The 24,975-nt window shown below is 65.0% G+C and carries 22 protein-coding genes; 10 read left to right on the forward strand and 12 right to left on the reverse strand.

Annotated elements, in window-relative coordinates; genetic code table 11:
• Positions 1-4: 4 nt before the first annotated feature.
• Positions 5-346, reverse strand: coding sequence for a Rieske 2Fe-2S domain-containing protein (locus C8J98_RS01215; RefSeq protein ID WP_107910139.1), 342 nt, complete (start codon positions 344-346; stop codon positions 5-7).
• Positions 347-425: 79 nt separating this feature from the next.
• Between C8J98_RS01215 and C8J98_RS01220 the strand changes: the two genes are divergently transcribed.
• The 4 genes from C8J98_RS01220 to C8J98_RS01235 all read left to right on the forward strand — a co-directional run bounded on the left by C8J98_RS01220 (position 426) and on the right by C8J98_RS01235 (position 3,024).
• The gene (locus C8J98_RS01220) at positions 426-713 is read left to right on the forward strand and encodes a hypothetical protein (protein WP_107910141.1); all 288 of its coding nucleotides are present in this window, start codon (positions 426-428) and stop codon (positions 711-713) included.
• A gap of 89 nt (positions 714-802) precedes the next feature.
• Entirely contained in the window at positions 803-1,681 is an 879-nt protein-coding gene (locus tag C8J98_RS01225; protein ID WP_233260067.1) for a methylated-DNA--[protein]-cysteine S-methyltransferase, read from the forward strand.
• 68 nt (positions 1,682-1,749) lie between these two features.
• On the forward strand, positions 1,750-2,664 hold the full coding sequence (gene yedA / locus C8J98_RS01230; protein WP_107910143.1) for a drug/metabolite exporter YedA: 915 nt from the start codon (positions 1,750-1,752) through the stop codon (positions 2,662-2,664).
• Positions 2,665-2,784: 120 nt separating this feature from the next.
• A complete protein-coding gene (locus tag C8J98_RS01235; protein ID WP_107910146.1) occupies positions 2,785-3,024 on the forward strand; it encodes a hypothetical protein in 240 nt (79 codons plus the stop codon).
• A gap of 21 nt (positions 3,025-3,045) precedes the next feature.
• Here C8J98_RS01235 and C8J98_RS01240 read toward each other — a convergent pair whose 3' ends face one another.
• From C8J98_RS01240 to C8J98_RS01255, 4 genes are read right to left on the reverse strand one after another with little or no spacing between them, the layout of a single operon-like run.
• Positions 3,046-4,368 (reverse strand): ABC transporter permease, encoded by a 1,323-nt coding sequence (locus tag C8J98_RS01240; RefSeq protein WP_107910148.1) that lies wholly within the window; start codon positions 4,366-4,368, stop codon positions 3,046-3,048.
• Positions 4,369-4,378: 10 nt separating this feature from the next.
• Positions 4,379-5,545, reverse strand: a complete 1,167-nt coding sequence (locus C8J98_RS01245) for an ABC transporter permease (protein WP_107910150.1) — start codon at positions 5,543-5,545, stop codon at positions 4,379-4,381.
• Positions 5,546-5,559: 14 nt separating this feature from the next.
• Positions 5,560-6,246 (reverse strand): ABC transporter ATP-binding protein, encoded by a 687-nt coding sequence (locus tag C8J98_RS01250; RefSeq protein ID WP_107910152.1) that lies wholly within the window; start codon positions 6,244-6,246, stop codon positions 5,560-5,562.
• A 19-nt stretch (positions 6,247-6,265) separates the two neighbouring features.
• Positions 6,266-7,522: an efflux RND transporter periplasmic adaptor subunit gene (locus tag C8J98_RS01255; RefSeq protein ID WP_107910154.1), complete on the reverse strand. Its 1,257-nt coding sequence runs from the start codon at positions 7,520-7,522 to the stop codon at positions 6,266-6,268.
• Between the two features lie 120 nt (positions 7,523-7,642).
• Between C8J98_RS01255 and C8J98_RS01260 the strand changes: the two genes are divergently transcribed.
• Positions 7,643-8,329, forward strand: coding sequence for a fumarylacetoacetate hydrolase family protein (locus C8J98_RS01260; protein WP_107910156.1), 687 nt, complete (start codon positions 7,643-7,645; stop codon positions 8,327-8,329).
• Positions 8,330-8,400: 71 nt separating this feature from the next.
• Positions 8,401-8,808, forward strand: a complete 408-nt coding sequence (gene mscL / locus C8J98_RS01265; protein ID WP_107910158.1) for a large-conductance mechanosensitive channel protein MscL — start codon at positions 8,401-8,403, stop codon at positions 8,806-8,808.
• 784 nt (positions 8,809-9,592) lie between these two features.
• On the opposite strand, the gene C8J98_RS01270 is transcribed toward mscL, so the two are convergent.
• The 3 genes from C8J98_RS01270 to C8J98_RS01280 form a co-directional block, all read right to left on the reverse strand.
• A complete protein-coding gene (locus tag C8J98_RS01270) occupies positions 9,593-12,589 on the reverse strand; it encodes a TonB-dependent receptor (protein WP_107911097.1) in 2,997 nt (998 codons plus the stop codon).
• Positions 12,590-12,740: 151 nt separating this feature from the next.
• Complete coding sequence (locus tag C8J98_RS01275) at positions 12,741-13,709, reverse strand: helix-turn-helix domain-containing protein (protein ID WP_107910160.1); 969 nt, start codon at positions 13,707-13,709, stop codon at positions 12,741-12,743.
• A gap of 18 nt (positions 13,710-13,727) precedes the next feature.
• Positions 13,728-14,015 (reverse strand): hypothetical protein, encoded by a 288-nt coding sequence (locus C8J98_RS01280; RefSeq protein ID WP_146171485.1) that lies wholly within the window; start codon positions 14,013-14,015, stop codon positions 13,728-13,730.
• A 149-nt stretch (positions 14,016-14,164) separates the two neighbouring features.
• Between C8J98_RS01280 and C8J98_RS01285 the strand changes: the two genes are divergently transcribed.
• The 3 genes from C8J98_RS01285 to C8J98_RS01295 all read left to right on the forward strand — a co-directional run bounded on the left by C8J98_RS01285 (position 14,165) and on the right by C8J98_RS01295 (position 17,795).
• Positions 14,165-14,878 carry a response regulator gene (locus tag C8J98_RS01285; protein WP_107910163.1) on the forward strand — a complete coding sequence of 238 codons (714 nt, stop codon included), beginning with the start codon at positions 14,165-14,167 and terminating at the stop codon, positions 14,876-14,878.
• On the forward strand, positions 14,878-16,269 hold the full coding sequence (locus tag C8J98_RS01290) for an ATP-binding protein (protein ID WP_107910165.1): 1,392 nt from the start codon (positions 14,878-14,880) through the stop codon (positions 16,267-16,269). The genes C8J98_RS01285 and C8J98_RS01290 overlap by 1 nt, the downstream gene beginning before the upstream one ends.
• An 83-nt stretch (positions 16,270-16,352) precedes the next feature.
• Entirely contained in the window at positions 16,353-17,795 is a 1,443-nt protein-coding gene (locus C8J98_RS01295; protein WP_107910167.1) for a M20/M25/M40 family metallo-hydrolase, read from the forward strand.
• A gap of 103 nt (positions 17,796-17,898) precedes the next feature.
• On the opposite strand, the gene C8J98_RS01300 is transcribed toward C8J98_RS01295, so the two are convergent.
• The 3 genes from C8J98_RS01300 to C8J98_RS01310 all read right to left on the reverse strand — a co-directional run bounded on the left by C8J98_RS01300 (position 17,899) and on the right by C8J98_RS01310 (position 22,721).
• Positions 17,899-21,000 (reverse strand): efflux RND transporter permease subunit, encoded by a 3,102-nt coding sequence (locus C8J98_RS01300; RefSeq protein ID WP_107910169.1) that lies wholly within the window; start codon positions 20,998-21,000, stop codon positions 17,899-17,901.
• A gap of 9 nt (positions 21,001-21,009) precedes the next feature.
• On the reverse strand, positions 21,010-22,143 hold the full coding sequence (locus C8J98_RS01305; protein WP_107910171.1) for an efflux RND transporter periplasmic adaptor subunit: 1,134 nt from the start codon (positions 22,141-22,143) through the stop codon (positions 21,010-21,012).
• Between the two features lie 116 nt (positions 22,144-22,259).
• The gene (locus C8J98_RS01310; RefSeq protein ID WP_107910173.1) at positions 22,260-22,721 is read right to left on the reverse strand and encodes a MarR family transcriptional regulator; all 462 of its coding nucleotides are present in this window, start codon (positions 22,719-22,721) and stop codon (positions 22,260-22,262) included.
• 76 nt (positions 22,722-22,797) lie between these two features.
• Between C8J98_RS01310 and C8J98_RS01315 the strand changes: the two genes are divergently transcribed.
• Positions 22,798-23,304 (forward strand): O-acetyl-ADP-ribose deacetylase, encoded by a 507-nt coding sequence (locus tag C8J98_RS01315; RefSeq protein ID WP_107910175.1) that lies wholly within the window; start codon positions 22,798-22,800, stop codon positions 23,302-23,304.
• A 6-nt stretch (positions 23,305-23,310) separates the two neighbouring features.
• Here C8J98_RS01315 and C8J98_RS01320 read toward each other — a convergent pair whose 3' ends face one another.
• Positions 23,311-24,975, reverse strand: a complete 1,665-nt coding sequence (locus tag C8J98_RS01320; RefSeq protein WP_107910177.1) for a BatD family protein — start codon at positions 24,973-24,975, stop codon at positions 23,311-23,313.

A 24,975-nucleotide genomic window follows, 5' to 3' on the forward strand; every position in this document is an offset into this window, starting at 1 on the left:
TTTCTCAGGCCAGTCGCACCACACCCTCATGCACCGCCACCGGCACGCCGCGCAGACGCTCACCCCTGCAAGGCCCCGCCGTGCAATCGCCGCTGTCCGCCGTGAAGGTGGCGCCATGGGCCGCGCAGATGATCGTCCCGTTGCGGACCAGAAATCGCCCGGGCGCGTAGTCAAGCCGACGGCCCGCGTGCGGGCAGACGTTGAAATAGGCGCGGGCCTGGTCACCGTGGCGGTAGACCATGAGCGACTCCACCTCGAGGTTGACGATGGCTTCGACTTCGATGGCATTGCCGTCGGGAATGTCGGCCAGGAGGCAGAGCGGAGGGGTGTCGGCGTTAGGAGTCATGGCACTTGTCTATGAGGATGGGTTGCCCCAAGGTAAAGGGGTACCACGCATGTCATTGTGCCATACGGATTTTTAACCAATGCGCTTCGTCTTCCCGCCCATTCGCCGCTCGCGGAATCCGCTCGCCCGCGCCCTCTCCGTCGTGGCCGGTCTGGCCGTGCTTGGCGTATTGCTGGTATTCGGCGTGGTCGTCATCGGCGTGCTGCTGGCCGGTGGTCTCGTGTTCCTGGCCGTGCGCCAGTGGAAGCTCGCTCGCGGGGGCGCCACCGCGACGCCGCGCCCGTCGGCCTCGCACACCTCGCAGGATCCGAAGGTGCTAGAGGGCGAGTTCGTCGTGATCCGCCAGCGCGACCCCGTCCACCACTAAGCACCCTCGCAAGCAGATCCGCGCGCAAGAAGCGGATGGTGACGGGGCACAGCCCCGCCTACGCTGGTCTCCAACCCTTGGAGGCCACGATGAAAACCCAGGTTCAGCTCATGCGCCCCGCCACCGACGACGCCCTTGAACGTGTCCGTGCCGCGCTCGATAGCGAGGACGGCGCCAGCGATCTCGCCACGCTCGCCGCCGTCGCGGGGCTTAGCCCCACCCATCTGCAACGCGCCTTCCGACGCCGCTACGGCGTCAGTCCGGCCGAGTACGCCCGCGCGCGCCGGTTCGGCCAGCTACGCGAAGCCCTGCGCGACGGCGCCCCCGTGACCGACGCGGTCTACGAGGCCGGCTTCGGCTCCGGCAGCCGGGTCTACGAGGAAAGCGACCGCCGGCTGGGCATGACCCCGGCCAGCTACCGCGCGGGCGGCGCAGGTGCTTCGATCCGCTACACCACCACCGGCACGCCGCTCGGGCGGCTGCTGGTCGCCACCACAGCGAAGGGCATTTGCTCGGTGACGCTCGGCGATGACGACACGGCACTGGAAACACGGCTGGCGGACGAGTTCCCGCTGGCCGGACGCGAACGCGTGGACGAAGGCCGCGACGAGTGGCTGGATGCGGTGATCGCGCGTGTCACCCGCGACCTCGGCTGGGACGACGGCGATACGCCGGCGATGCCACCGGTGGATGTTGCCGCGACCGCATTCCAGTGGCGCGTCTGGGATGCGCTGACACGGATTCCGCGCGGTGAAACCCTCAGCTATGGCGAGCTGGCCGCGAAACTCGGCGTACCCAAGGCGGCGCGGGCGATCGGTCGCGCCTGCGGCAGCAACAAGCTTGCCCTGCTGGTTCCCTGCCATCGGATCATCCGCGAGGACGGTAGCCTGGGCGGCTGGCGATGGGGCCTGGAAATCAAGCAGCAATTGCTGGCCACCGAGCGTGCCATGAGCGCGGCTCAAGGCTGACCTTCGAACGTTTCGCTACCGCGTTGCGCGTCGCGACGATATCGTTCCGAATTCAGCCTGGATCCGCCATGTCCGACCCTGCCTGTTCCACGACGCCCGCGCCCGCCTCCGTCGCCACCGACCCGAGGTGGATGGTTCCGCTTTCGCTGTTCGCGCTGTACGTCATCTGGGGCTCGACCTACCTCGGTATCCGCTATGCGCTGGTGAGCTATCCGCCCTTCATGCTCGCGGCGATTCGCTTCGCCATCGCCGGGGTATCGCTGTTCGCCGTGTTACGCGTGCGCGGCGCGACCCTGCCGACCGCCGCCCAGTGGAAGAACGCGGCGATCGTCGGCACCCTGCTGCTGGCCGGTGGCAATGGCCTGGTCTGTTTCGCCGAACAGTCGGTGAGCTCGGGCATCGCCGCCGTGGCGGTGGCGAGCATGCCGTTGTTCGCCGCGGTATTCGGCGGTATCTATGGCGAATGGCCCACGCGTGGGGAAACCGCGGGCCTGATGCTGGGTTTTGTCGGTGTCATCGTGCTTAACCTCGGCGCGGGCCTCTCAGGCTCGCCGCTCGGCGCCATCGCCCTGATCTGCGCCGCCATGGCCTGGGCATTCGGGTCGGTGTGGTCCAGGCGCCAGGACATGCCCAAGGGTCCAATGAACACCGCTGCGCAGATGCTCTGCGCCAGCGTCTCGCTGAGCATCATCGCCCTGCTCCATGGAGAGCGTTTTCCGGCACATCCGCAAGCGGGCGCCACGGCCGCTGTCGCCTATCTCATCGTTTTCGGCTCGATCATTGCCTTCAGCGCATACCTTTACGTGTTGAAGACCGTGCGTCCCGCACTGGCCACCAGCTATGCGTATGTCAATCCGCCGGTGGCCGTGCTGTTCGGTGTAGCACTGGCTGGCGAGCATGTCGGGCCGTTCGACCTCGCCGGCATGGCGATCATCCTGGTCGGTGTGGGCATCATCACGATGATGCGCGTGCGCAAGGCCTGAAAACCCCGGAGTGTGATGCAGGTCTCACTCCGGCTTCGCCACCCATTTTTTCAGAATTATTCGATGTCGGTCCGCGATAGCGCGACCTAGGCTCGGACTCCTCAGTTGGAGGAGCGTCCCATGTCCCGGCTTACCCCGAAGTGTGTTGCGCGCGGTGGCACCCTGTTCGGCATCGCCATCCTGGCCGTGGCTTCGTGCCAGAGCTTTCGCGAAAAGCCGGCCACGGGTATCTCATCGCCCGTGGCGGACTACCTGGAGTACGACGCCTGCCTCGACCGCGGCGGTCGCTGGCTGATGCATGCGCACGCCTGCATCGAGCAGGACCGGGCCGGTGTGCGCGAGCCGCGCGAAGCCCTGTAAGGCTCCGCGCGATCCGCTGTCTCAGAGTTCGCGAAGTGCCGTTGTCACCGGGACACGCGCCGCACGCAGCGCCGGGAACAATCCGCCGATGAAACCGATGGCGAGCGCCCACTTGATACCCGTCCAGAGCAGTTCGCCACTGACATGGAAACGAAAGACCACCTGGCTGAAGTTGGCCCCGAGCGTGGAGGTGGTGTAACCGTTGAAGATGATCCACACCACGCCGGCCCCGATGAGTCCGCCGAGCAGGGCGAGCATCATGGTTTCGAGCATCACCGAGACCACGACCGGCACTCCACGAAAGCCGATGGCGCGTAGCGTGGCGATCTCCCGGGCCCGTGCCTGGATGGCGGCGAACATCGTGTTGAGCGCACCGAAGATGGCACCAATAGCCATGATGACGCCGACGGTGATACCCACCGCGCGCAACACCTTGGTCAGGCCTTCGGACTGTTTGCTGAAATAGTCCTGCGTCGTACTTACGTCGACCTTAAGCCGCGGGTCGGCGACGAGGTTGGCCTTGAACGTGTCGAAAGCTTTTGGTGAATCCAGCAGCACGGTGACCGACTGCACACTGCTGCCGCGCCGGTAGGCCGACCCCACGCTCTGCGTATCGGCCCACAACTCCGACTCGAGCGCGTCGTGTGACTCGAACACACCGACCACGGTCCAGGTCTGCCCGGCCAGACGCAGAGTCTTGCCGACATCGATACCCTCGAACTGCGCTTTCGCCCCTTTGCCAACGATGATTTCGCCCAGGCCCGGCCGGAACTTCCGACCTTCGACGATCTTCACCTGGTCCCTGAGTGTCCAGACATCCTCGCTGACGCCGCGAATCGGCACGTTGGAATCGCTGTTCGGATCGCCCTTGCGCGGCAGGTTGGCCACCACCACCAGTTCGCCGGAGGCGATGGGCTTGCCTTGCGCGTCCTTCTTCACGCCGGGCGCCTGCATGACCACGTTGGCACTGTCACGATCGAGAATGGAATTGAGCTCGGCCTGCGAGCCACCGCGCAGCACGATCGCAGTGCGGTCGTTGCCGGTAGAGCGCAGGGTCTCGGCGAAGCCATCGCTCATCGCGAGCATGGCCACGAGCACGCCGACGACGCCGGCGATACCGACCACCACGACCGAAGACGAACCCAGTCGCTGGGTCACGGTCGCCAGTCCCACGCGGGTGACCTGCCAGGTCTGCCGGCCCCGACGGGTCAGTGCCATCCACAGTACGAGGATCACAGCGAGCGCTACGACACCTTGCCAGGGCAGCGCGGTCCACAGCGCGAGGAAGGCGGCGACGATCAGCAACATCAACAGGCCGAAGCCAAGTTTCTTCATCGATTTCATGTCGTATTCCTCAGCGCCCGGCGAGCGCGTCGACGATGTTGAGACGCATCGCGCGGATGGCAGGCAGGGCGCCGACGAGCGCGCCGATCACCACCATCAGTACGACACCGAGAATCCACGTGGATGCACCGATCGGCGGCAGGTTGAGCGCGCCGCCACTGAGCTTCGTGACAATAGGCACGACGATGCCGGCAGCCGCCAGCCCCAACACGCCGCCCAACACCAGCAACAGCACGCCTTCGGCAAGCACCATGCCGAGCACGCTCTGGCTGGAGAAGCCAATGGTCTTCAGCACGGCGAGTTCGTTCGTGCGCTCACGTACGGCCTGCGCCATGGTGTTGCCGGTCAGCAGGATCAGGGTGAAGAACACCGCACCCATGATCGCCGAGACGATGAGGCCGATGTCACCGAGCTGTTTTGCAAACGAAGCATTGAATGCCTGCTCGGTCTGCGTCTTGGTTTCGTGGTCCGAGTTGGCCGACAGCGCATCGATGGCCTTGGCCACACTGTCGGCTTTGTCGGCGGACGTGAGCTTCACCACGTACCATCCCACCGTGGTGCCGATGCTGTGAAACGCGTTGGCATCCTCAAAATACTTGTGGTGGAAGAAGAACTGCTGGTCCGTGCCGTTGGCCGCGCCCTTGGCTGGCGTGTAAATACCGACGATGTCGAACGGCCAGGTCTTGTCGCCGTTGCGCTGCGGGAAAATCGTCGACTGCAGGGGAATCTTGTCGCCCACCTTCCAGCCGAAACGCTTCGCCAACGCCTCGCCCACGATGGCACCCGTCCGCGTGGTCTCGTAGGCCTTGCGCTGGTCCGCCGGCAATTCCATCTCGTGGTAGATGTCCAGGTAGTTTTCGCTGACCGCGAAGCTGAGCACGAAGTTCTTCGGATCCTGGTAGATGCCGCCGAACCAGTTGGCGTAGCCCACGGACTTCACCCCGGGGATGGCCTCCATGCGCGTCTGCAGGCTTGCCGGTAGCGATTGGATGATCGAATAACGCGACGTGGTGATCAGGCGATCCACACCGATCACGCTGTCACCGGAATCGAAGGCTGCACGTGTGGCGTCGAGCATGCCGAAGAGCAGGAAGGCAGCGAGGATCGACACCAGGGTGAGGAAAGTGCGGGACTTGCGCCGGAACAGCGCCGCCCAGATCAGATGCATGTATTTCATGCCGGCTTCCTCGCTCAGGCCACGGCTTGCTCGACAAGGGTGCCCTTGTCGAGATGCAGCGTGTGGTTTGCGTACTCCGCGGCCTTGGGATCGTGGGTCACCATGACGATCGTCTTGCCGTGCTCGCGATTGAGTTCGCGCAGGAGGCCGAGAATCTCTTCGGCGGACTGCCGATCGAGGTCGCCCGTCGGCTCGTCGCAGACCAGCAGCGTGGGGTCGGACACGATGGCCCGCGCGATCGCCACACGCTGCTGCTGGCCGCCGGAGAGTTCGGAAGGCTTGTGCGTGGCGCGGTCGGACAGACCCACCAGTTGCAGCGCGATGGACGCATTCTGCTTTCGTTGCGCCGCCGACAGCTTGGTCAGGAGCAGGGGCAATTCCACATTGCGCTGACCGGTGAGCATGGGCATGAGGTTGTAGAACTGGAAGACGAAACCGACGTGCGCGGCGCGCCACTTGGCCAGCGCGCCAGAGCCGAGCTGGTCGATACGTTCGCCGGCCACCGTGATGCTGCCGCCGGTCGGCGTATCCAACCCGCCAATCAGGTTCAGCAAGGTGGTCTTCCCCGAGCCCGAGGGGCCCATCAGGGCGAGGAAGTCGCCTTCCTCGATCTTCAGGTTCACACCATGCAGCACTTCGACCTTCTGCCGGCCGCGCTCGTAAACCTTGGAGAGATCCTGGATGTCGATCAGGGTGGCCATCGTTATGTCTCCGTACGCGTCAGGGTGTGGTTTTGGCGATGCTGACGGCGGCGCCGTCGGCGAGAGAATCGGGAGGTGCGACGACGACGGTTTCGCCGGTGGCCACGCCGTCGGTGACCAGGCGCATGTCACCGCTGGACGGCTTCGCGGATGTCACGGGCCGGCGCTTCGCCGTGTTGTCTGCAATAACGAAGACGACGTCATGGCCATCGCGCTGCACGACGGCCGCGGCGGGAACGAAGACCCCCTTTGGCACCGCGGACTGCGCCGGTGCACGACGCTCGAGGAAGGAAACACGCACGCCCATGTCGGGAACGATGCGGCTGTCTTTGTTCTCCAGCGCGACGCGTACCTTCACGGTGGCCTTGCCACGATCGGCGGCCGGGACGATGGCGATCACGTGGGCGGGAATCTTCCAGTCGGGATAGGCGTCGAGCACGGCCTCCGCAGGCATGTTCGGCTGCACGCGGCCGATATAGGCCTCGTTGACGTCCACATCGATCTCCAGCGAATCCATGTCGACGATGGTGCCGACGCCGGTCCGCGTGAATCCACCGCCGGCCGAGAGCGGCGAGATGATCTCGCCGACCTGGGCCGCCTTGTCCGTGATCACCCCATCGAACGGGGCGCGAACCACGGTGTAGTCGAGGTTGACCTGCCCGACCTGGACCTGCGCGTCGGCCGAGTCGGCCTGGCGCCGCGCGGTGTTGAGCTGGGCGCGAAAGGTATTTGCCTGGGTGCGGGCCTGTTCCGATACCTGTTTGGACACCAGACCGCGTCCGACCAGCGCCTCGGCGCGGTCGGCATCGCGCAGGTCCTGGTCGAGCTGGGCCTGGGTCTGAGCCACGGTGGCGTGGGCCGCTGCGGCGCTTGCCCGGGCAGCGTCCAGACTGGCGCGCAAGGCGTTGTCCTCGAGGCGGGCGAGCACCTGGCCCTTCGTTACACGGTCACCCTCTTCGATCAGCACCTCGGTCAGCGCGCCGGTAATCTGCGCGGAGACCGTGGCCTGGCGACGTGCCGTCACGTAACCCGTGGCCTGGAGCACCGCGCCGGCTTCCGCATTGGCGGATGGCGACACGGCGGTCGCGGTCTTCACCTCGACCGGGCGATGGGCAACGAAGACCCAGGCACCGGCACCCGCCGCAAGCAGTACGACAAGGACGCCAGCCGCGATGAGAGCGAGCCGGGTTCCGTTGCCCCCACCTCCGCCACCGTGGGCTTCCTTGTGCGATTTATCGATCTTCAGCTGCCGCAGCAGCTCGGCGTTCGAATTCATGCTTCCCTCTGTCCCCTGCGGTCCCATCGGATGGCAAGATCATGCGACCCGGGCCGAAGCTGCACCACTTCCGCCCATCAGTCATCTGCCGTGACAGGTGTCACCTGCTAACCTGATGCGATGAATACGATCATCCCCGCGCCGGCCCAGCCGAGCATCCCCGTCCTCGGCCAGACCGCGCGTTTCCCGGTCCGCCGTATTTTTTGCATCGGCCGCAACTACGCCGACCACGCCCGTGAAATGGGCGCCTCGGTCGACAAGGCAAACCCGATGTTCTTCACCAAGCCCGCCGATGCCATCGTCACCGATGGCGCCGACGTGCCCTACCCCTCGGCAACCAGCGACCTCCACCATGAAGTGGAAATGGTGGTCGCCCTGGGTGCCGGCGGCTCGGACCTTTCCGTCGAGCAGGCCGGCAAGCTGGTCTGGGGCTACGGCGTAGGCCTGGACCTGACCCGCCGCGACCTGCAGGCGCAGGCGAAGGCCAAGGGCGCGCCGTGGGACGTCGCCAAGGCCTTCGACCACTCGGCCCCCATCTCGGCCCTGGTCCCGGCATCGGAAGTGACACCGACAGCCTCCACGCGCATCGCGCTGGAGATCAACGGTGAGTTGCGCCAGGAGGCCACGCTGGGCGACATGCTCCTCGACGTGCCGGAGATCCTCAGCGCGCTATCGAAGCTGTTCGAGCTGAAGGCAGGCGACATCATCTACACGGGTACACCGGCCGGCGTATCCGCCCTCGTGCGCGGCGATACATTCCGTGCGACCCTCGACGGCGTCGCGACGCTGGAAGGCCGCGTGAGCTGACTTCGCGAACTGCCGACATCCATCTCGCTAGTTTTCAACGTTCCACGTTCAGCCAATAAGGAGAAAGACCGATGAGCTTCGTCGCGGAATTCAAGCAATTCGCTCTACGCGGTAACGTCGTCGACCTGGCGGTCGGTGTCGTGATCGGTGCGGCATTCGGCAAGATCGTCACCTCGCTGGTCGACAACATCATCATGCCGCCGATCGGCTGGCTGATCGGCGGTATCGATTTTTCCGACTGGAAATGGGTCCTCAAACCGGCCGATGCCGTCGCGAAGAAAGCCGAAGTCGCCGTCCAGTACGGCGTTTTCATCAACGTGCTGATCCAGTTCGTCATCGTCGCCATCGCCATCTTCATCGTGGTCAAGGCGATCAACCGCCTCACCCGCCGCGAAGAAGAAGCCCCGGCGGCGCCGGCTGCCGATGTCGTGTTGCTGACGGAAATCCGCGACCTGCTTCGTTCACAGCAGGGGCGCTAGATAAAACCATGTGGGAGCCGCTTCAGCGGCGAAAAGCCAACGGAGGGGAGGGGTGACGCGCAGAGCCTTCGGTGCCCACCCTCGCTGCTCAGACAGTCCTCCGCGCTCGGTGCGGAAGACCGCTTCGCGGCCCATGTCTTATGTGGCCTGCGGCCGCTCACTTGTGCGGAACTCGCCTCGAGGGTGGGCACCGAAGACTCTCCCGAACGCTGAGGTTCGCGTGGGTCGGGCCAAAGCCCACGGCAACATCGCCGGCAGGCACGCCGGCACAGGCGCGATGACGGTGTTCGGCAACCGGGTACCCGCAATCGCTTTCGCATGGGCCAGGAGTTCTGCGAGCGGGCGGGGCCGACGACGGCACCACGCAACGGATCTCCTTCCACTCAACCGTATCGTCGTGAGAGACCTTGGTGTCCACCCTCGAGGCGAGTTCCGCACAAGTGGAGCGGCCGTAGGCCAGATAGATACATGGGCCGCGGTAGCGGCCTTCCTTTTCGAACGCGGAGGACTGTCTGAGCAGCGAGGGTGGGCACCAAGGTCTCCTCCGCGAGACGCCCAAGTGTAAGGTGCGACGGCGAAGCCGAGCCGCCCCCCGCGGCCCCGCGAACATGGCACCGCATGCCTTCCCGAAAATGCGCGACGAACCTAAAAAAAAGAGGCCGCCGATGGGTATCGGCGGCCTATCTGGGGAGACTCGTTATGCCCGGGAGTTGAGCCGTCACCGGCTCGGGCACTTATTATTGGTATTCGGATTATTCGTGGTCAGCTGTGAACGCGGTTGCTATCAGAAGTCGTAGTTGATGCCGAAGCGGACGTAACGCGGCTGGCTGAAGTAAGTGACCTTGTTGTAGTTCGTATCGAGCGCGGTCGAGCTGCCGTACTGCACGTATGTCGCCGTCGGAACGGACTCGCCGAGCGCGTTGTAGATCATCACGTTGAAGCCAAGCTTCTGGTCGGCCCACATCGGACGGTATTCGGCCGAGAGGGAGACGATGTGCTGCCACGGCTCGCGACCGGCCGCACCCGGCGGTGAAGCGACGCCGCCGCAGTAGTGGTAGTAGCTGCCGTACCCGACCGGATTGCTCTCATCCGCGCCGTAGAAACCCAGGCACGTCTTCGGCGTGCCGGAAAGGATCGCTATGTTGGCCGAGAGCATCCACTCCGGCGCTGCCTGCCAGGACCCGTAGATCTTCAGCTGATGCTTACGATCGTTGGCGAGCAGGCCGTTGGAGTTTTCCATGAGCTTGCCGAAGTCCCAGTCCACTGTCGCGGAAACGTCCGTCTGCCCGATATCGGAGCGCACCTGGCCCTCGGTGTCGCCGTAGCTACGCGAGAAAACGTAATCCACCTTGGCCTGCCACTTACCATCGAACGGATGCTCGAAGAAGGTTTCCAGGCCGTAGTAACTGCGCTTGGCCTTCGGCATGCCGAAGTCATCCGCGGAGACGCTGACATTGTAGTAACCGCCCGCCGGGTCTGGAATGCGGTAGGTATTGCTACGCCCCGGGTTCGACAGGTAGCAACCGTTGAGCGTACTGGGATCCACGTCGTACCCGAGCGACGTCGCCTTGTCGGTAATCGTGCCGGTATCGCAGATGTCGTCGAGGATGTTGCGCAGCTTGCGGACCTGCGCCTTCATGCCCCACACGTAGTCCGGATTGATCTGCTGGGTGAAGCCGAGCAGGTATTCGTCCTGGTATTCGGACTGGATGTTGCTGGCGGCAACCGTCTTTGCATCCGGCGACTGCCCGTACTCGTTGTTCGCCGAAACCGCACCACCGGTTGCCGATGCAAGCTGGGTCACACCCGTCGGATTGCCGTTTCCGTCGATACCGGTATAGGTGTAGTACTCATTGGTGTAAAGCGACCCGGCAGCAGCGCGCAGCGCAACCGATGCGGGCATGGCCAGGTAGTAACGACCGGCGTTGCCGTAGACCTTAAGCGTCGAGTCGCCGTTGACGTCCCAGCTGAAGCCCAGGCGCGGCGCCCACTGCGGCTTGGTCATGCGAAGGAAGGCTTCACCATTCGGGTTGTAATTGGTGAACTGATCGTTGCGCAGGCCGATCTTCACCAGCCAGCGGTCGTCGACCTGCCAGCTGTCCTCGATGTACTGGGCGCGCTGTTTGACTCGAACCGAAGCAGCCGTGCTGTAAAGGTAGTGCGACACGTAGTAGCCGGTTTCGCCGCCTGCACCTGTGTTCGGAGCTGCGACAAACGGGCTGTCGCTGATCGCCGTAGCCGGGTCGCCGAAGCCGTAGTCCCACGCGTCGGCGGTCTGTCCGTCGTCGATATCGTGCGAGTTGAGGTTGTCGATACCACCGGTGATCGTGTGATCACCAATCTTCCAGGAAAGATCCAGGCGCAGGTTGTTCGTGGTTGCGCGGTGGCTGGGATCGTTGGCTGTCAGCACGGTCTGAGAATTGACGATGTTGTTGCCCCCGGTGATCGCCGGGTTCTGGTTCTCCGGATCGTCGATATACATCTGCGTGGGATCGTATCCCGGCGTATCGCTGAAGTACGTCATCTTCTGCTTGCCGTAGAGGGCGGTAAGCGTCAGGTCGTCGGTGATGTAGCTGGTGAACTTGGCGACATACACATCGGCACTGTTCTTGGTCGAGGTGTCGTAGCTGTTCAGCCCACCGGTCGTGTTGGTCGCATAGTCGTAGTCATACAGGTTGCCCTTGTACGACGTCTTCTGCGATGCGCCGGTCAGTTCAAGGATATTGTTATCGGTGATGTTCCAGTCGATCTTCGAGTACCACTTGGGGTCGTGGTACTCGTAGTTCGTGTTGTACGACGAGGTGACCGAACCCACGCTGTTGCCGACGTTCTTCGACTCTTCCACCGCGGCGAAGAAGAACAGCTTGTCCTTGATCAACGGGCCGCCGACATACGCGCTTTCCGTGGTCGTCCATGACTTGTTGTCCGAGTAGCGACGGTAGATGTTGCCCGCATCGGAACCGGTCACGTAGTACGAACCGGGACTTACACCCTCGAGCGAGGCCGGCGTCCACTGCACCTGCGCACCGAAGTGCCATTCGTTCGTACCGCGCTTACCACTCTGGCTGATGACGCCACCGTCGGAGCGCCCATAGGCGGCACCGTAGCCGCCGCTGAGGATCTCCTGCTGGTCGATAGCCCCATAGGGAAGGCTGATGCCGCCAAAGCCGCTCAGCGGATCCGTCGTGTTGAAGCCATTGAGGTAATAAGCGTTCTCGGAGACCGACGAACCGCTGAAGGAAACCAGCGAACCGCCGGTGGTGCCACTCTTGAAGCCGCTGTAGCCGGGCACGACGCCCGGCGCAAGCAAGGCGATGGCTTCGGCGCTGCGCGACAGCGGCAACTTGGCCAGCTGCTCGGACGTGATGACCGTGCGGGCGTCGACGCTGGTCACGTCGATGGCCGGCAATGCGTTGGCGGATACGGTGACCGAACCGAGACTGGTCGCAGCGGCGCTGGCGGCTGCAAAGGAAACCTCGGTACCGGAGCCGACCTGCAGGGTGACATTGTTGCGCGAGTCGACGGCCTTGCCACCCTGCATCAGCGCCACCGTATACGTGCCGAGCGGCAGCGAACCGATGCTGTAACGCCCTTGGGCGTCTACCGCCACTTCGCGCGTCAGGCCGGACGTACTCTTTGCCTGCACCGTCTCGCCTTCGGCGACCGGCGCCTGACCGAAGATACTGCCCGTGGTCGACTGGGCGATGGCCCCGGCGCTACCCAGCGCCACGCTCAGCGCGAGGCTGATCCGGCTCAGGCGCGCCCATTGAAATTTATTCATCAGCACTGTGAAGCACTCCCCGAAAGATGGATTGACGTCTCCGCCGGGCAGGCGCCCGGCAGGCGCTTTTCCCCACGTGGCCCGGCGACAACCTCAATTTAGTGTTAAGACGACGTTTCGAGGCGGCGGAAAGTGCCGTGTGACTTGTCGATTAATCGGACGTATGGACGTCCGAAAGAAGTTGCCTTCCGAGAGTTCCTTCGAGGCTGGCCTGACGGTATCCACGCGGGGAAATCCCGAAGAGCTCGCGAAATGATCGACTGAAGTTCGTCATGTCGCCGAATCCCCACGCTTGTGCCACCTGCGCGATGCTGCGATGACGCAATGCGGGATCCGCAAGTTCCCGACGGCACCGGGCAAGCCGCTCGGCACGCACCCAGCGCATCAGCGTCAGCGGTTCGTCGGCAAACAGTTCGAAGAGGTAGCTTGGAGAAAGGCCTACGCCTGCGCCGATCATCTCGATGCACAGTGATGAGTCGGCGAGGTGGTCCCGTACGAAGCGACGAACCTGCTGCCTGTACTGCTGGCGAAGTTGCGAAGGTGAAGGCTCGAGTGAGGCCGTTGACTCGAAGGCCGCCGCAAGCATGTGCGGAATGGCATCCGCCACGCGATCCGCTACGGCTTCGGTGAGTTCGCCAGCATGTGCGAACAACTCCTGGAAGAGGACACGCAGGTAACCCACGGCGCTGAGGTGCCCATGGAGGCCGATGGCGGACAACTGGTCGATCCGCGGCATGACCTCGCGCAGCGCTGCCAGTGGCATGTAGAGCGTCTGCACGGCGGCGGCCCCCATCTGCAGGCGGAAGGGCCGGGACAGGTCGATCAGGCAGAAATCCCCTGGGGCGATCTCACCCTGCCGGCCGTGCTGCTCCACGGTGGCGCCTCCCTCCAGGTGGTGGCTGAGCAGCGCCGCCCCCCGATGGATGCGAGCGAGGGAGTCTCCGGTCAACACGTGTGGACGGTGACGGAACGTGGCCAGGCGCAGTCGCTCGCCGGCATAGCCGTCCAGTATCGTGCTCACGCCCTGCCGCCGGGACAGACTTTCCCAGAACAGGCGCGTGGACGCACTTGCACCCGGAGGCGCCGGAAAGGCGGTTACATCGTGGTACTGGGTAGACAACGCAGGGCGACTCCCGAATCAGGGGCTGGAGCGGCGTGGTGGCGGGCCGTCGCCGGGCCCTGGCGGCGGCCCCGGCGGCGAATCGAACCCTTTGTCGGCCATGCACAGTTCCATCAGGTCCGCATCGACGCCATCGTCGGGGTCATCCGCCTTGCCATCGATGTCGATCCAGCAATCGTCGAGGGCAGCCTCGACCTGAGGATCCCGTGATCGAGGCGCATGCGGCGGCTCCTGGGCCCAGGCGACGGCGGCCAGCGCCACGCCGAGGGCAAACAGCAGGGGCGGCAGCGTGGAAAAGGGCTTCATGCGGGTGGCATCCATGGGACCGAACGGTGAGGCCAAGCTAGTTGGCGCTCGTCACCGCCCGTTGTCTGCGTGTGTCCGGTTTGTGTCAGTTTCTTTGCCGGGCTGGCAAACGCGCCGTAGACTGGTCTGGTATCAAGCTACGCATGGCTATGGATCTCCAGTCGCTCATCCTTGTCGTCGACGACGACCCCGAACTGCGCAGCCTGATCACGGAGTTCCTCGGTGGTCACGGATACCGCGTGCAGGCGGCCGAGAACGCCTTGCAGATGAATCTGGCGATCGAGCGCGAGCGTCCGGACCTTGTCGTGCTCGACGTGATGATGCCGGGCGAGGACGGGCTCAGCGCCGCACGACGACTGGCCGCCGACAAAGGGCCGCCGGTCATCATCCTCAGTGCGCTGGGCGGCGATACCGACCGCATCATCGGCCTGGAAGTCGGCGCCGACGATTACCTCGCCAAGCCCTGCAATCCGCGTGAACTGCTCGCGCGTGTTCGTGCTGTCCTGCGCAGGACCGGTAACACCGAGCCCGTGGCGGTCGAGGATGCGCGACCTTATGGCTTCGCGGGCTGGCGCCTGGATGTCACGCGCCGCGACCTTCGCGACCCCACCGGCATCTTCATCAACCTCTCCGACGGCGAGTTCGCCCTGTTGCGCAGCTTCGTCGAGCACCCACAACGCATCCTCAGCCGCGACCAGTTGCTCGACCTGGTGCATGGCGGGCGTTCGGAAGTGTTCGACCGCGCCATCGACACGCAGATCAGCCGGTTGCGCCGCAAGCTTAACGATCGCATGCAGGCGGAGATGATCCGCACCGTGCGCAACGAGGGTTACATGCTGGTGCCAAAGGTATCGCGCCTGTGATGCATCTGCCCCGCCTGTCGATCTTCTCGCGCACGTTCCTGATGATGGTCTGCGCCTTGCTGGTTTCCGCGGCGATCGGCTTTGCCGTGCTCGTCATACGGCCGCCCCTGCGTCTGTCCGCCGTCAGCCTGTTCGAGCTCGCGGCGGTGCTCCAGCCTGAGCGATCGCCGTTTGCCGACCATCCCCTGGGCGAAGCGCGTCCGTTCGGTGACGGCGCCGGTGGACCGCCACCGGGTGCCGATTTCGATCGTCGCGGCGAAGCCGAACTCGACGTGGTTTCGTCCGCAGGGCCACCGGCCGGGCCAGCTTCATTCGACGAGCCCGCCTCCGCGCGTATCGCCATGCGCCTTGCGGACATGTTCAATGTGCCCGGCGAGCGGCTGCGCGTCTTCGTCACCAACCACGACGCACCCGGATCGCACGGGCCGACCCGACTTGGACTGGGCGGTGGCTCCATCGTCGCCCTTCGCCAGTCCGACGGTCGCTGGCGGGTCGCCAGCGTGCCCGTCGAACCGTTCCCGACGGTACTGCAACAGCAGGTCTTCCTCCTGCTCGCCCTCGGCCTTCTCATCCTCCTGCCCGTTGCCTTCCTTTTCGCCCGTGCGCTCGCCGCACCCATCCGGCGCTTTTCGGAAGCCGCGCAGCGGCTCGGCGGCGACACCAGTGCACCGCCGTTGCCGCGTGAAGGACCGCCGGAGATGCGCCAGGCGGTGGACTCCTTCAATGCCATGCAGGCGCGTATCAACCGTCTGCTGCAGGAGCGCACGCAGATGATCGCCGCCATCGCGCATGATCTGCGAACGCCGCTCACGCGCCTGACGTTTCGCCTGGACGGCTTGCCATCGCCGCTCGCCGACAAAGTAGAAGCGGACATCCAGGAAATGAAGGCGATGATCTCTGCCGCACTGGACTTCATTCGCGACCGATCGCAGGGCGTGCATCGTCAGCGGCTGGATGTGCGCCTGCTGGTGGAAAGCGTCGTCGACGATCTCGCCGACATCGGCCACGATGTGACGGTACAGCCGGGTGCGGCGATCACCCTCGAAGGCGACCCGATCGCGCTGCGGCGCGCCGTGGTGAACCTGGTCGAGAACGGACTCAAGTACGGGGAACGCGTTCGTCTGCGACTGCGCAGCACCGGCGACGGATGCGTACTGGAAATCGACGACGACGGTCCGGGCATCCCTGAAGCCATGCAACAGCAGGTGTTCGAGCCATTCTTCCGCCTGGAAGCGTCGCGCAACCGCGATACCGGTGGCATCGGGCTGGGCCTGGCCACCGTTCGCGCGATCGTGCTGGACCATGGCGGCAGCGTGGCACTGCGCAACCGCAAGGACGGTGGTCTGCGTGCCGTCGTCAACCTGCCCGCGACAGCGCCACCCGGAACCTGAGCTGGTCCAGGCATGACTTCCTACCTACGCGGGGACACCCCGTCGTGGGGTCATAATCGACCTTTCCGTCCCCGGGGGTCCCCATGCGCCATACGCTTCGTCTCCACGCGCTAGCCGCGTGCCTTGCACTCGCCTTTTCCGCCCACGCCGCCGACAAGGCCACGACCATTCCGGACAAGGCGGTGACCGCGGCGACCGAGCTTCGCGACCGCGCGATGAACGACAACACCGGCTATGAGTTCGTTTCCGCACTCACCACCGAGGTCGGTCCGCGTCTGGCCGGCAGCGCCGCTGATGCTCGAGGCGTCGCCTGGACAGTGGCGAAGTTCAAGGCGATGGGTTTCGATAAGGTCTACACCGAGAAGGTGAGTTATCCGCTGTGGCAGCGCCGCAGCGAGCATGCCGAGATCGTCGCGCCGTTCCCGCAGCCGCTGGCACTCACCGCGCTCGGCTATTCCGCTGGCACGCCCGCTGGCGGTCTCACCGGCGACGTGGTCGCCTTCAACGATCTCGACGCACTCAAGGCGGCGGACCCGGCGAGCGTGAAGGGCAAGATCGTCTACGTCAGCACCCACATGCAGCAGCAGAAGGATGGCCACGACTACGGCATGGGTTCGGCCACGCGCACGCGCGGTGCCGTGCTCGCCGCGCAGATGGGCGCGGCCGCTTACCTGCTGCGCTCGGCGGGTACCGACGCACACAGCCGCACGCCGCACACGGGTGTCACGGGATTCACTGATCCAAAGCAGGCTATTCCCGCTGCTGCCCTGTCGCTGCCGGACGCCGACCAACTCGAGCGGGTGCTCAAGGAAGGCAAGCCGGTCACGCTCAAGCTCGAGCTCGACGTCGGCTTTGCAGGAACCTATGAAGGCGCCAATGTGATCGCCGAAGTCACCGGCCGCAAGCACCCGAACGAAGTCGTCGCCATCGGCGGCCATCTCGATTCGTGGGATCTCGGTACCGGCGCGATCGACGATGGCGCCGGTGTGGCTATCGCCGCGGCGGCCGCGAAACTGATCAAGGACATGCCGCAGCGTCCTGACCGCACGATTCGCGTCATCGCGTTCTCGAATGAAGAGATGGGCCTGTGGGGCGGTCGCGCGTATGCCGAGGCGCATGCGAAAGAGGTGTCGAAGTTCCAGCTTGGCACCGAATCCGACTTCGGCGCCGGCCGCATCTGGCGTATGACGGCGAGTGTGAAGCCCGAAGCGCTCGGCGCGATCCAGCAGATCGCCAAGGTGGTCGAGCCGATCGGTGTTGCCTACGATCCGAACAAGCCGGGCGGCGGTGGTTCCGACCTGTCGCAGATGCATGGCAAGGGCATGGCGGCCCTGTCGCTCACCCAGGACGGCACGGACTACTTCGACTTCCACCACAACGCCAACGACACTCTCGACAAGATCGACCCGAAGGCACTGGCGCAGAACGTGGCTGTCTACGCGGCGTTCGCCTATATGGCAGCCCAGGCCAACGGCGACTTCGGCTCGAAGCCGGGCGCGTTCGCAAAGGACGGCGCGCACGATTGATTGCATAGGTAAAGGTGGGAGCCGCTTCAACGGCGAAAAGCCAACGGAGCGGAGATGCCGCAGCGTCTATCGCCGATGAATCGGCTCCCACATAAGGCTGGCCTCAGTGCGCCGGATGTGTCTCGAACTGCTTCGCCGGTGCCAGGCGATCCTGCAGGCGATTCATATACAGGTAGATCACCGGCGTGAGGTACAGCGTCAGGATCTGAGAGACCACCAGGCCACCGACCACAGCCAGGCCCAGCGGGCGCCGTGTTTCGGCGCCCGCACCGATGCCCAGTGCGATGGGCAGCGTGCCCGCGAACGCGGCGGCTGTCGTCATCATGATCGGGCGGAAACGCACGCGGCAGGCTTCCGCGATCGCCTCGACCGGAGTGACGCCTCCCTGGCGCTGACGCTCCAGGGCGAAGTCGATCATCATGATCGCGTTCTTCTTCACGATGCCGACCAGCATGATGATGCCGACGAAGGCGAAGAGATCCAGCGATGCGTTGAAGATTACCAGCGTCAACAACGCGCCCACCGCGGCGGCCGGAAGACCCGACAGAATCGTCAACGGATGGATGAAGCTCTCGTAGAGAATACCCAGCACGAGGTAGATCACGAATACCGCGAGCAGAAGGAGAAGGCCCATGCCCTTCACGGAATCCTGGAAGGCCTGCGCCGTGCCCTGCACGCTGCCGCTCAGTGTAGGGGGCAGTTTCAGCTCGGCCGTCGCGCGATCGATGCGCGTTACGGCGTCGCTGAGCGAGACACCGGGTGCGAGGTTGAACGACACCGTCACGGCCGGAAGCTGGCCCTGATGGTTCACCGTCAGCACCTGCGGCTTGCGCTCAAAGCTCGCCACCGTATTCAACGGTACGAGCTTGCCGCTGTCGGCGGTGACATACAGCTTCGACAGCACGGCGGGATCGTCCTGCATGCGCCGCTCGACCTGCAGAATGACCCAGTACTGCGTGGCCGTCGCGTAGATCGTGGAGATCTGGTTCTCGCCGAACGCCGTGCCGAGTGCCGTCTGCACCTGGTCCATCGTCAGGCCCAGCGGCGCCAGTTTGTTGCGATTGACGGTGACCACCATCGAAGGACTATTGAGGTCGAGATCGGTAGTGACGTCCTGGAAACCGGGCAGTTTCTGGAAGGCGGCGACGAGCCTGCCCGACCAGTCATACAGCGCGTGCAGGTCGGTCGACTGCACCGTGTACTGATACTGCGCCTTCGACTGCCGCCCACCGACCTGGATCGATGGCGGGTTCTGGATATAAGTGCGAATACCCGGCACCTCGGCAAACTTGTGCCGTAGCTGCTGGATGATCTGGTCAGGGGTGGTGTGCCCCCGCTCGGCCGGATCCTTCAGACGTAGCAGAAGCGAGCCGGAGTTCACCGTGGCGCGCGCACCGCCGGCACCCACGCTGGACATGACACCTTCGATGTTCGGATCTTTTCGCGCGATATCGGCCAGGGACTGCTGGCGCGCGGACATCGCGGCGAAGGAGATGTCGGTGGGGCCTTCGGTGGTGACACGCAACTGGCCGCTATCGCCCGCGGGGATAAAGTCTTTCGGCGTGATCACGAACAACACGCCGGTCGCGGCGAGGCTCAGGGCGAATACGCCGACCACGATGCGTGGATGGCGCATACACCAGGCCAGCGTGCTGGTGTAGCCGTTGGTCATCGCCGCGAATCCACGATCGAACCAGACCACGATGAAGCTTCGCTTGTCGTGTGCGTGCGCCTTGACGAAGCGGCTGCACAACATCGGCGTAAGCGTGATCGAGACGAAACCTGAAATGAGGATCGACACGCTGATGACGACGGCGAACTCATGGAAGAGCCGCCCGACGATGCCGCCCATGAACATCACCGGGATGAACACCGCGACCAGCGACAGGGTCATCGAGAAGATCGTGAAGCCGATTTCGTTGGCGCCTATGACGGACGCTTCGAACGGCGTCTCGCCGAGCTCGATGTGACGCATGATGTTCTCGAGCATCACGATGGCATCGTCGACGACGAAACCCACCGCGAGCGTCAGCGCCAGCAGGGAGAGATTGTCCAGGCTGTAACCCAGCGCGAACATCGCACCGAAGGTGCCGAGCACGGAAATAGGCAAGGCGATGGCGGGAATCAACGTTGCCGAGGCATTACCGAGGAACAGGTAGATCACGATGACGACGAGAATGCCGGCGAGGATCAGCGTGAACTGCACGTCGTGCACCGAATCGCGGATGGAATCTGAACGGTCGTACATGACAGCCAGCTTCACCGAGGGCGGCAAGGTCTCGCTGAAGGCCGGCAGCAGGGCGAGGATCTTGTCGACCGTTGCCACCGTGTTCGCCCCCGGCTGGCGCTGAATGGCCAGGGTGATGGCGCGGTTGCCGTTGTACCAGCTCGCCTTCTGGTCGTCCTGCACGCTGTCACGAGGCACCGCGATGTCGGAAAGGCGCACCGGCGCACCGTTGCGATACGCCACCACGATCTGGCCGTAGTCGGCGGCGCGCATCAGCTGGCCGTCCGAACGGATGGAAAGCAGTTGGCGCCGCCCGTTGAGCGAACCGGTGGCCTTGTTGACATTGGCCGCGGCGATCGCGTCACGCATCTGGTCCACACCGATGCCGGTGGCAGCGAGGCGATCCGGATCGACCGCGATGCGCACGGCGTATTTCTGCGAACCGTATACGTTCACCTGCGCCACGCCGTCGACCATCGACAGGCGCTGCGCCAGCTCGGTCTCGGCGTAGTCGTCCACCGTGGAAAGCGGCAGCGTCGACGATTGCATGGTCAGGAACAGGATCGGCGCATCGGCCGGGTTGACCTTGCGATACGTCGGCGGCGTGGGCATGTCCTGCGGCAACTGGCGCTGCGCGGCGGATATGGCCGCCTGGACGTCCTGCGCCGCACCGTCGATGCTTCGGTCGAGCGAGAACGTCACGGTGATCGTGGTCGAGCCGAGCGAGCTGGACGAGGTCATCGAATCGATGCCGGCAACCGTCGACAGCTGCGCTTCGAGCGGCGTGGCCACCGACGAGGCCATCGTTTCCGGGGACGCACCAGGTAACGAAGCGCTGATGTTGATCGTGGGGAAATCGACGTTCGGTAGTTCGTTCACTGGCAACCGCGGATACGCGGCGATACCGAAGATGACCAGCGCTGCCATCAGCAGCGTCGTCATCACCGGGCGACGGATGCAGAGTTCCGGCAGGTTCATCCGCGCTCCTCAGCCCTTGTCGATGCGCACGCGCGCGCCGTCTACCAGAAGCATCTGGCCTTCGGTAACGACCTGCTCGCCACCCTCCAGGCCCTTGTCGATGACCGCGCGATCGGCGGCAGTGGCGCCGGTGGTGACGCTGCGCTGTTCCACCGTCTTGTCCGGCTTGACGACGAAAACGAAGGAGCCCGACGTGGAACTCTGCAGCGCGATCACCGGCACACTGACCGCGTCGGTCAGGCGCGTGGTCGGTAGCATGACGTCGGCGAACTGACCCGGGGTAAGTCGGCCATCCGCGTTGTGGAAACGGCCCTTGAGGATGATCGTGCCGGTGGTCGCGTCCACCGCGTTGTCGATGAACTCCAGCTCGCCTTGCAGTGGCGTGCCTTTATCACCAGGAATCGTCGCCTGCACGGGCAGCGCGCCGTTGCGCAGGCTGGTGCGCACCGCGGCAAGACTGTCCTCGGGAATGGAGAACGCGACGCGGATGGGGTCGACTTCGTTGAGCACCACGATATCGGTGGTGTCGGCGGTGAGCGTGGCGCCGGGATAGGCCAGGGGTGCACCGGTCACGCCGTCGAACGGCGCACTGATGGTGGTGAAGTCGAGTTGGGTCTGCGCGGCACGGGCGGCGGCGCGATCGCTTTCCAGCGCCGCGCGGGCAACACCGAGGTTGGCCTTGTACAGGTCGTAATCCGCCCGGCTGACAAAGCCCTTGCCGAGCATATTTTCGTAGCGGGCCAGGTCGGCCTCGGCTTTCACCAGTTGCGCCTGGTCCCGCGACACATTGCCCTGGGCCTCGTCGAAGGCCGCCTTCAGCGGACGCGGATCGACCCGGGCCAGCAGATCGCCTTTCTTCACGTGGGTGCCGGGTGTGAACGCGAGCACGTCCAGTTGCCCGTTGACGCGGGACCGCACGTTCACCGTCGAATACGCTTCCGCCCGTCCGATTACCTTAAGCGACAGGTCGATTTCGCCGCGGGTCGCGATCGCCGTGGTGACCGGGACGCCTGCCGCGCCCTTGTCACCGGGTTTCGGGCCGTCCTTGCCGCCCGCGTCGTGGCGCCAGATCGTCGCCGCGATGGCACCGGCGGCGACCAGGACCGCTATGAGGAGAAATTTCTTCCCTGGGGAACGTTGCATGTGAGCTCCGGCCGAATCCTGAAGGTCCGGTCGCCGCGCTGGGGCACGCGGGCATGGTCGTTGGTTCGGACATCCGTCTGGAGAACGCATGTCGGGACATTCGGTTGACCGGCCGGTCAGCTTTCTTCGGACGGGCCGTCGAGGCTCTGGAGGTTGTCTTTCATGCGGTCCAGCACCGCGAGCATGATTTTCAGGTCATCAGGGGAGATACCGGCCGTGGAGTCGCGGCGAAGGCCGCGGGCGATATCTTCCATGCCATCGATGACACCCCGTGCTTGTTCGGTGTCATGAAGGCGCCAGGCGCGCCGGTCTTTCGGATCGGCACGCCGCTCCACGAAACCGGCCGCCTGCAGGCGGTCGATGACCCGGCCCACCGCGATCGGCTCCATGTCCAGCTGTTCGGCCAGCTCGTTCTGCCGCATGCCCGGGCGCCGATGCAGGGCCTTGAGGGCCCGCCATTGCGCACGGGTCAGGCCAAAACGCACCGCCCTCCGGTCGAAGTGCTTGCGAAAGAGCAGGGTGACGTCGTTGAGCAGATAGCCGAACGAGATGTCTTCAACTTTGAGCTGGTCGGCCATAACCTTGGGCAAGGTGCGAAAGGGCGGTAGGGACATCCTAGCCAATTGCGGCGCAACCGTCACAGAAGGATTCAGCATGGCTTTGGAGTTGATCGAGACCGACATCACGCTGCTGGCGGTCGACGCCATCGTGAATGCGGCGAACGAGTCCCTTCTGGGCGGCGGCGGGGTGGACGGCGCCATTCACCGGCGGGCCGGAACGGCCCTGCTGGCCGCATGCCGGGCGCTGCCGGAGGTCGCCCCGGGGGTCCGCTGTCCGACCGGGGACGCGCGTATCACCCCCGGATTCGCCCTCCCTGCCCGCTTCGTCATCCATACCGTGGGTCCGGTCTGGCATGGCGGCAGCCGTGAAGAACCCGAACGACTGGCCGCCTGCTATCGGAATGTTCTCAAACTGGCTGAGGCACAAGGGGTCGCATCCATCGCGTTCCCCGCCATAAGCGCCGGGGTTTACGGGTACCCGGCCGATGCGGCGGCGCGGGTCGCGGTGAACACCGTGCGCGAGGCGCCGTGGCGGCCCGACCGCGTGCTCTTCTGCACCTTCGGTCCAGCGATGACCCAGGCCTACGACCGGCTGCTCTGACGGCGATTACCTGGGATAGAGCGGCGGCAGGCCGGACGAACCGTCGTCACCGGGCGGGATCGACCACGCCAGTCCCCGCGTGAACGCGGCTTTCAGCGCCGCGCCGTCCACGGCTCCGCCGGCGAAACGCGCACGCTGCAGCATGGTGATCGCGGTGCGTTGCTCCTCGCTGCCCAGCGCCGCCGACAGGGCGCCCGTGCTGCGAAGAGACGGCCGCACCGTCCGCGCCCAGGCGAGCAGCAAGCGGTCCATCGTTGCGGGATCGGCCGACGTGGAGGAAAGGAACGCCTCGCGCGCGGGCCGCTCGCGCACAGGCTCGCTTGGGACCGGCGTTGCCGCGCCTGGCGCCGGGCGGCGGCGGCCGAAAATCACCCATGCCGCGATGGTGACCAGCCACAGGACGACAGCCGCAAGGAAGAACCAACGCCAGGGTGTTGACGGTATCGACGAGGTCGGGGCGGCGGTGGCCGGCATACCCGCGGATGGCCGCGCCACGGACCCGCCAACGGCGGGCAGCGGTGTCGCACCTGCTCCGGCAACCACTTCGATATCGCGCGCCGGCAAGGTAGCGACTTCCGCCTTGTCGGTGACCACGTTCCACCAGTGCAGCGTCGTTTCGGGAATGTGCAGGGTTCCGCTACGCGTCGGCACCACGGCGAAGCCCTGCTGACGGCGTCCGGTCACCCACGCCCCGCTGGTGCCGCCGCCGGTGACCGCTTTGTCGGGATAGACGTCCGCACCGTCGATCTTCGGCAGCGACAGCGCCGGCAGTGCTTCGAAGGGCATGCCCACGGCGTCGAGGCGCATTGTCAGGGTGATTGGCTGACCGATGCGCCCCTTGCCATCGACTGGCATGCCTTCCAGGGCGAGCTTCAGTTCGCGCGCGGGAATCCAGGCAGCGTCCGGCGCCGACGAGGGGCGTTCGCGAACAGTCACGTGGAGCCGGTCGGCCACGGCACTGACCGGCGCACCGGCACCGAAAAATGAGCCAGCGTCGCTGGGATCGACCGCCGTACCCTGGAAGGTCGGCGGCTGGATCTCGAGGCTGCCCGCGCGCTGCGGAAAGATGGCGTAGTGACGCTCGATGACGTTGAAGCGTCGGCCACCGCGCGTGCTCTGGTAGTTAGCATCCTGGCCGACGCGGCGTATCTCGGCGCCTTCCGCCGAAGGATCGCCGAGCTGACCGTCGGCGAGGTTCACCGCAAAATACAGCCGCAGTGTGTAGTCGATCTGCTGGCCCACGTAGGCCTGGATCGGCTCGGCCTTTCCTTCGAGTACCACCGGCCGGTCGGCGGCCGAAGCGTTGGTGTCCGATGAGGCAGCCACGGCGAGCGATACCGGCTGGGTACGCTGGCCGCCAATGGCGAGCGCCGGGACGGTGAGTTGTCCCTCGTGGCGCGGACGCAAGGCCACGCCGAGGATGGTGTGCGCCTCGCGGCGCCCATTGACGATGCTCAGGGAGTGATTGGTCGACGTGCCCAGAACGACGAAGTCCGTCGTCAGCGGCGACAGGTCCGGCGCGTCCGCCGACTCATCGCCTATCTCGATATTCAGCGTGACCGTCTCACCCACACCGACGGTGCTGCGGTCGAGCGATGCCACCGGCGGCGCGGATTGCGCCACGGCCAGGGATGGCATTGCCAGCGCGAGGGCCAGCATCAGGTAACGCAT

It is taken from the genome of Luteibacter sp. OK325 (assembly GCF_003050935.1).
GTDB lineage: Bacteria > Pseudomonadota > Gammaproteobacteria > Xanthomonadales > Rhodanobacteraceae > Luteibacter.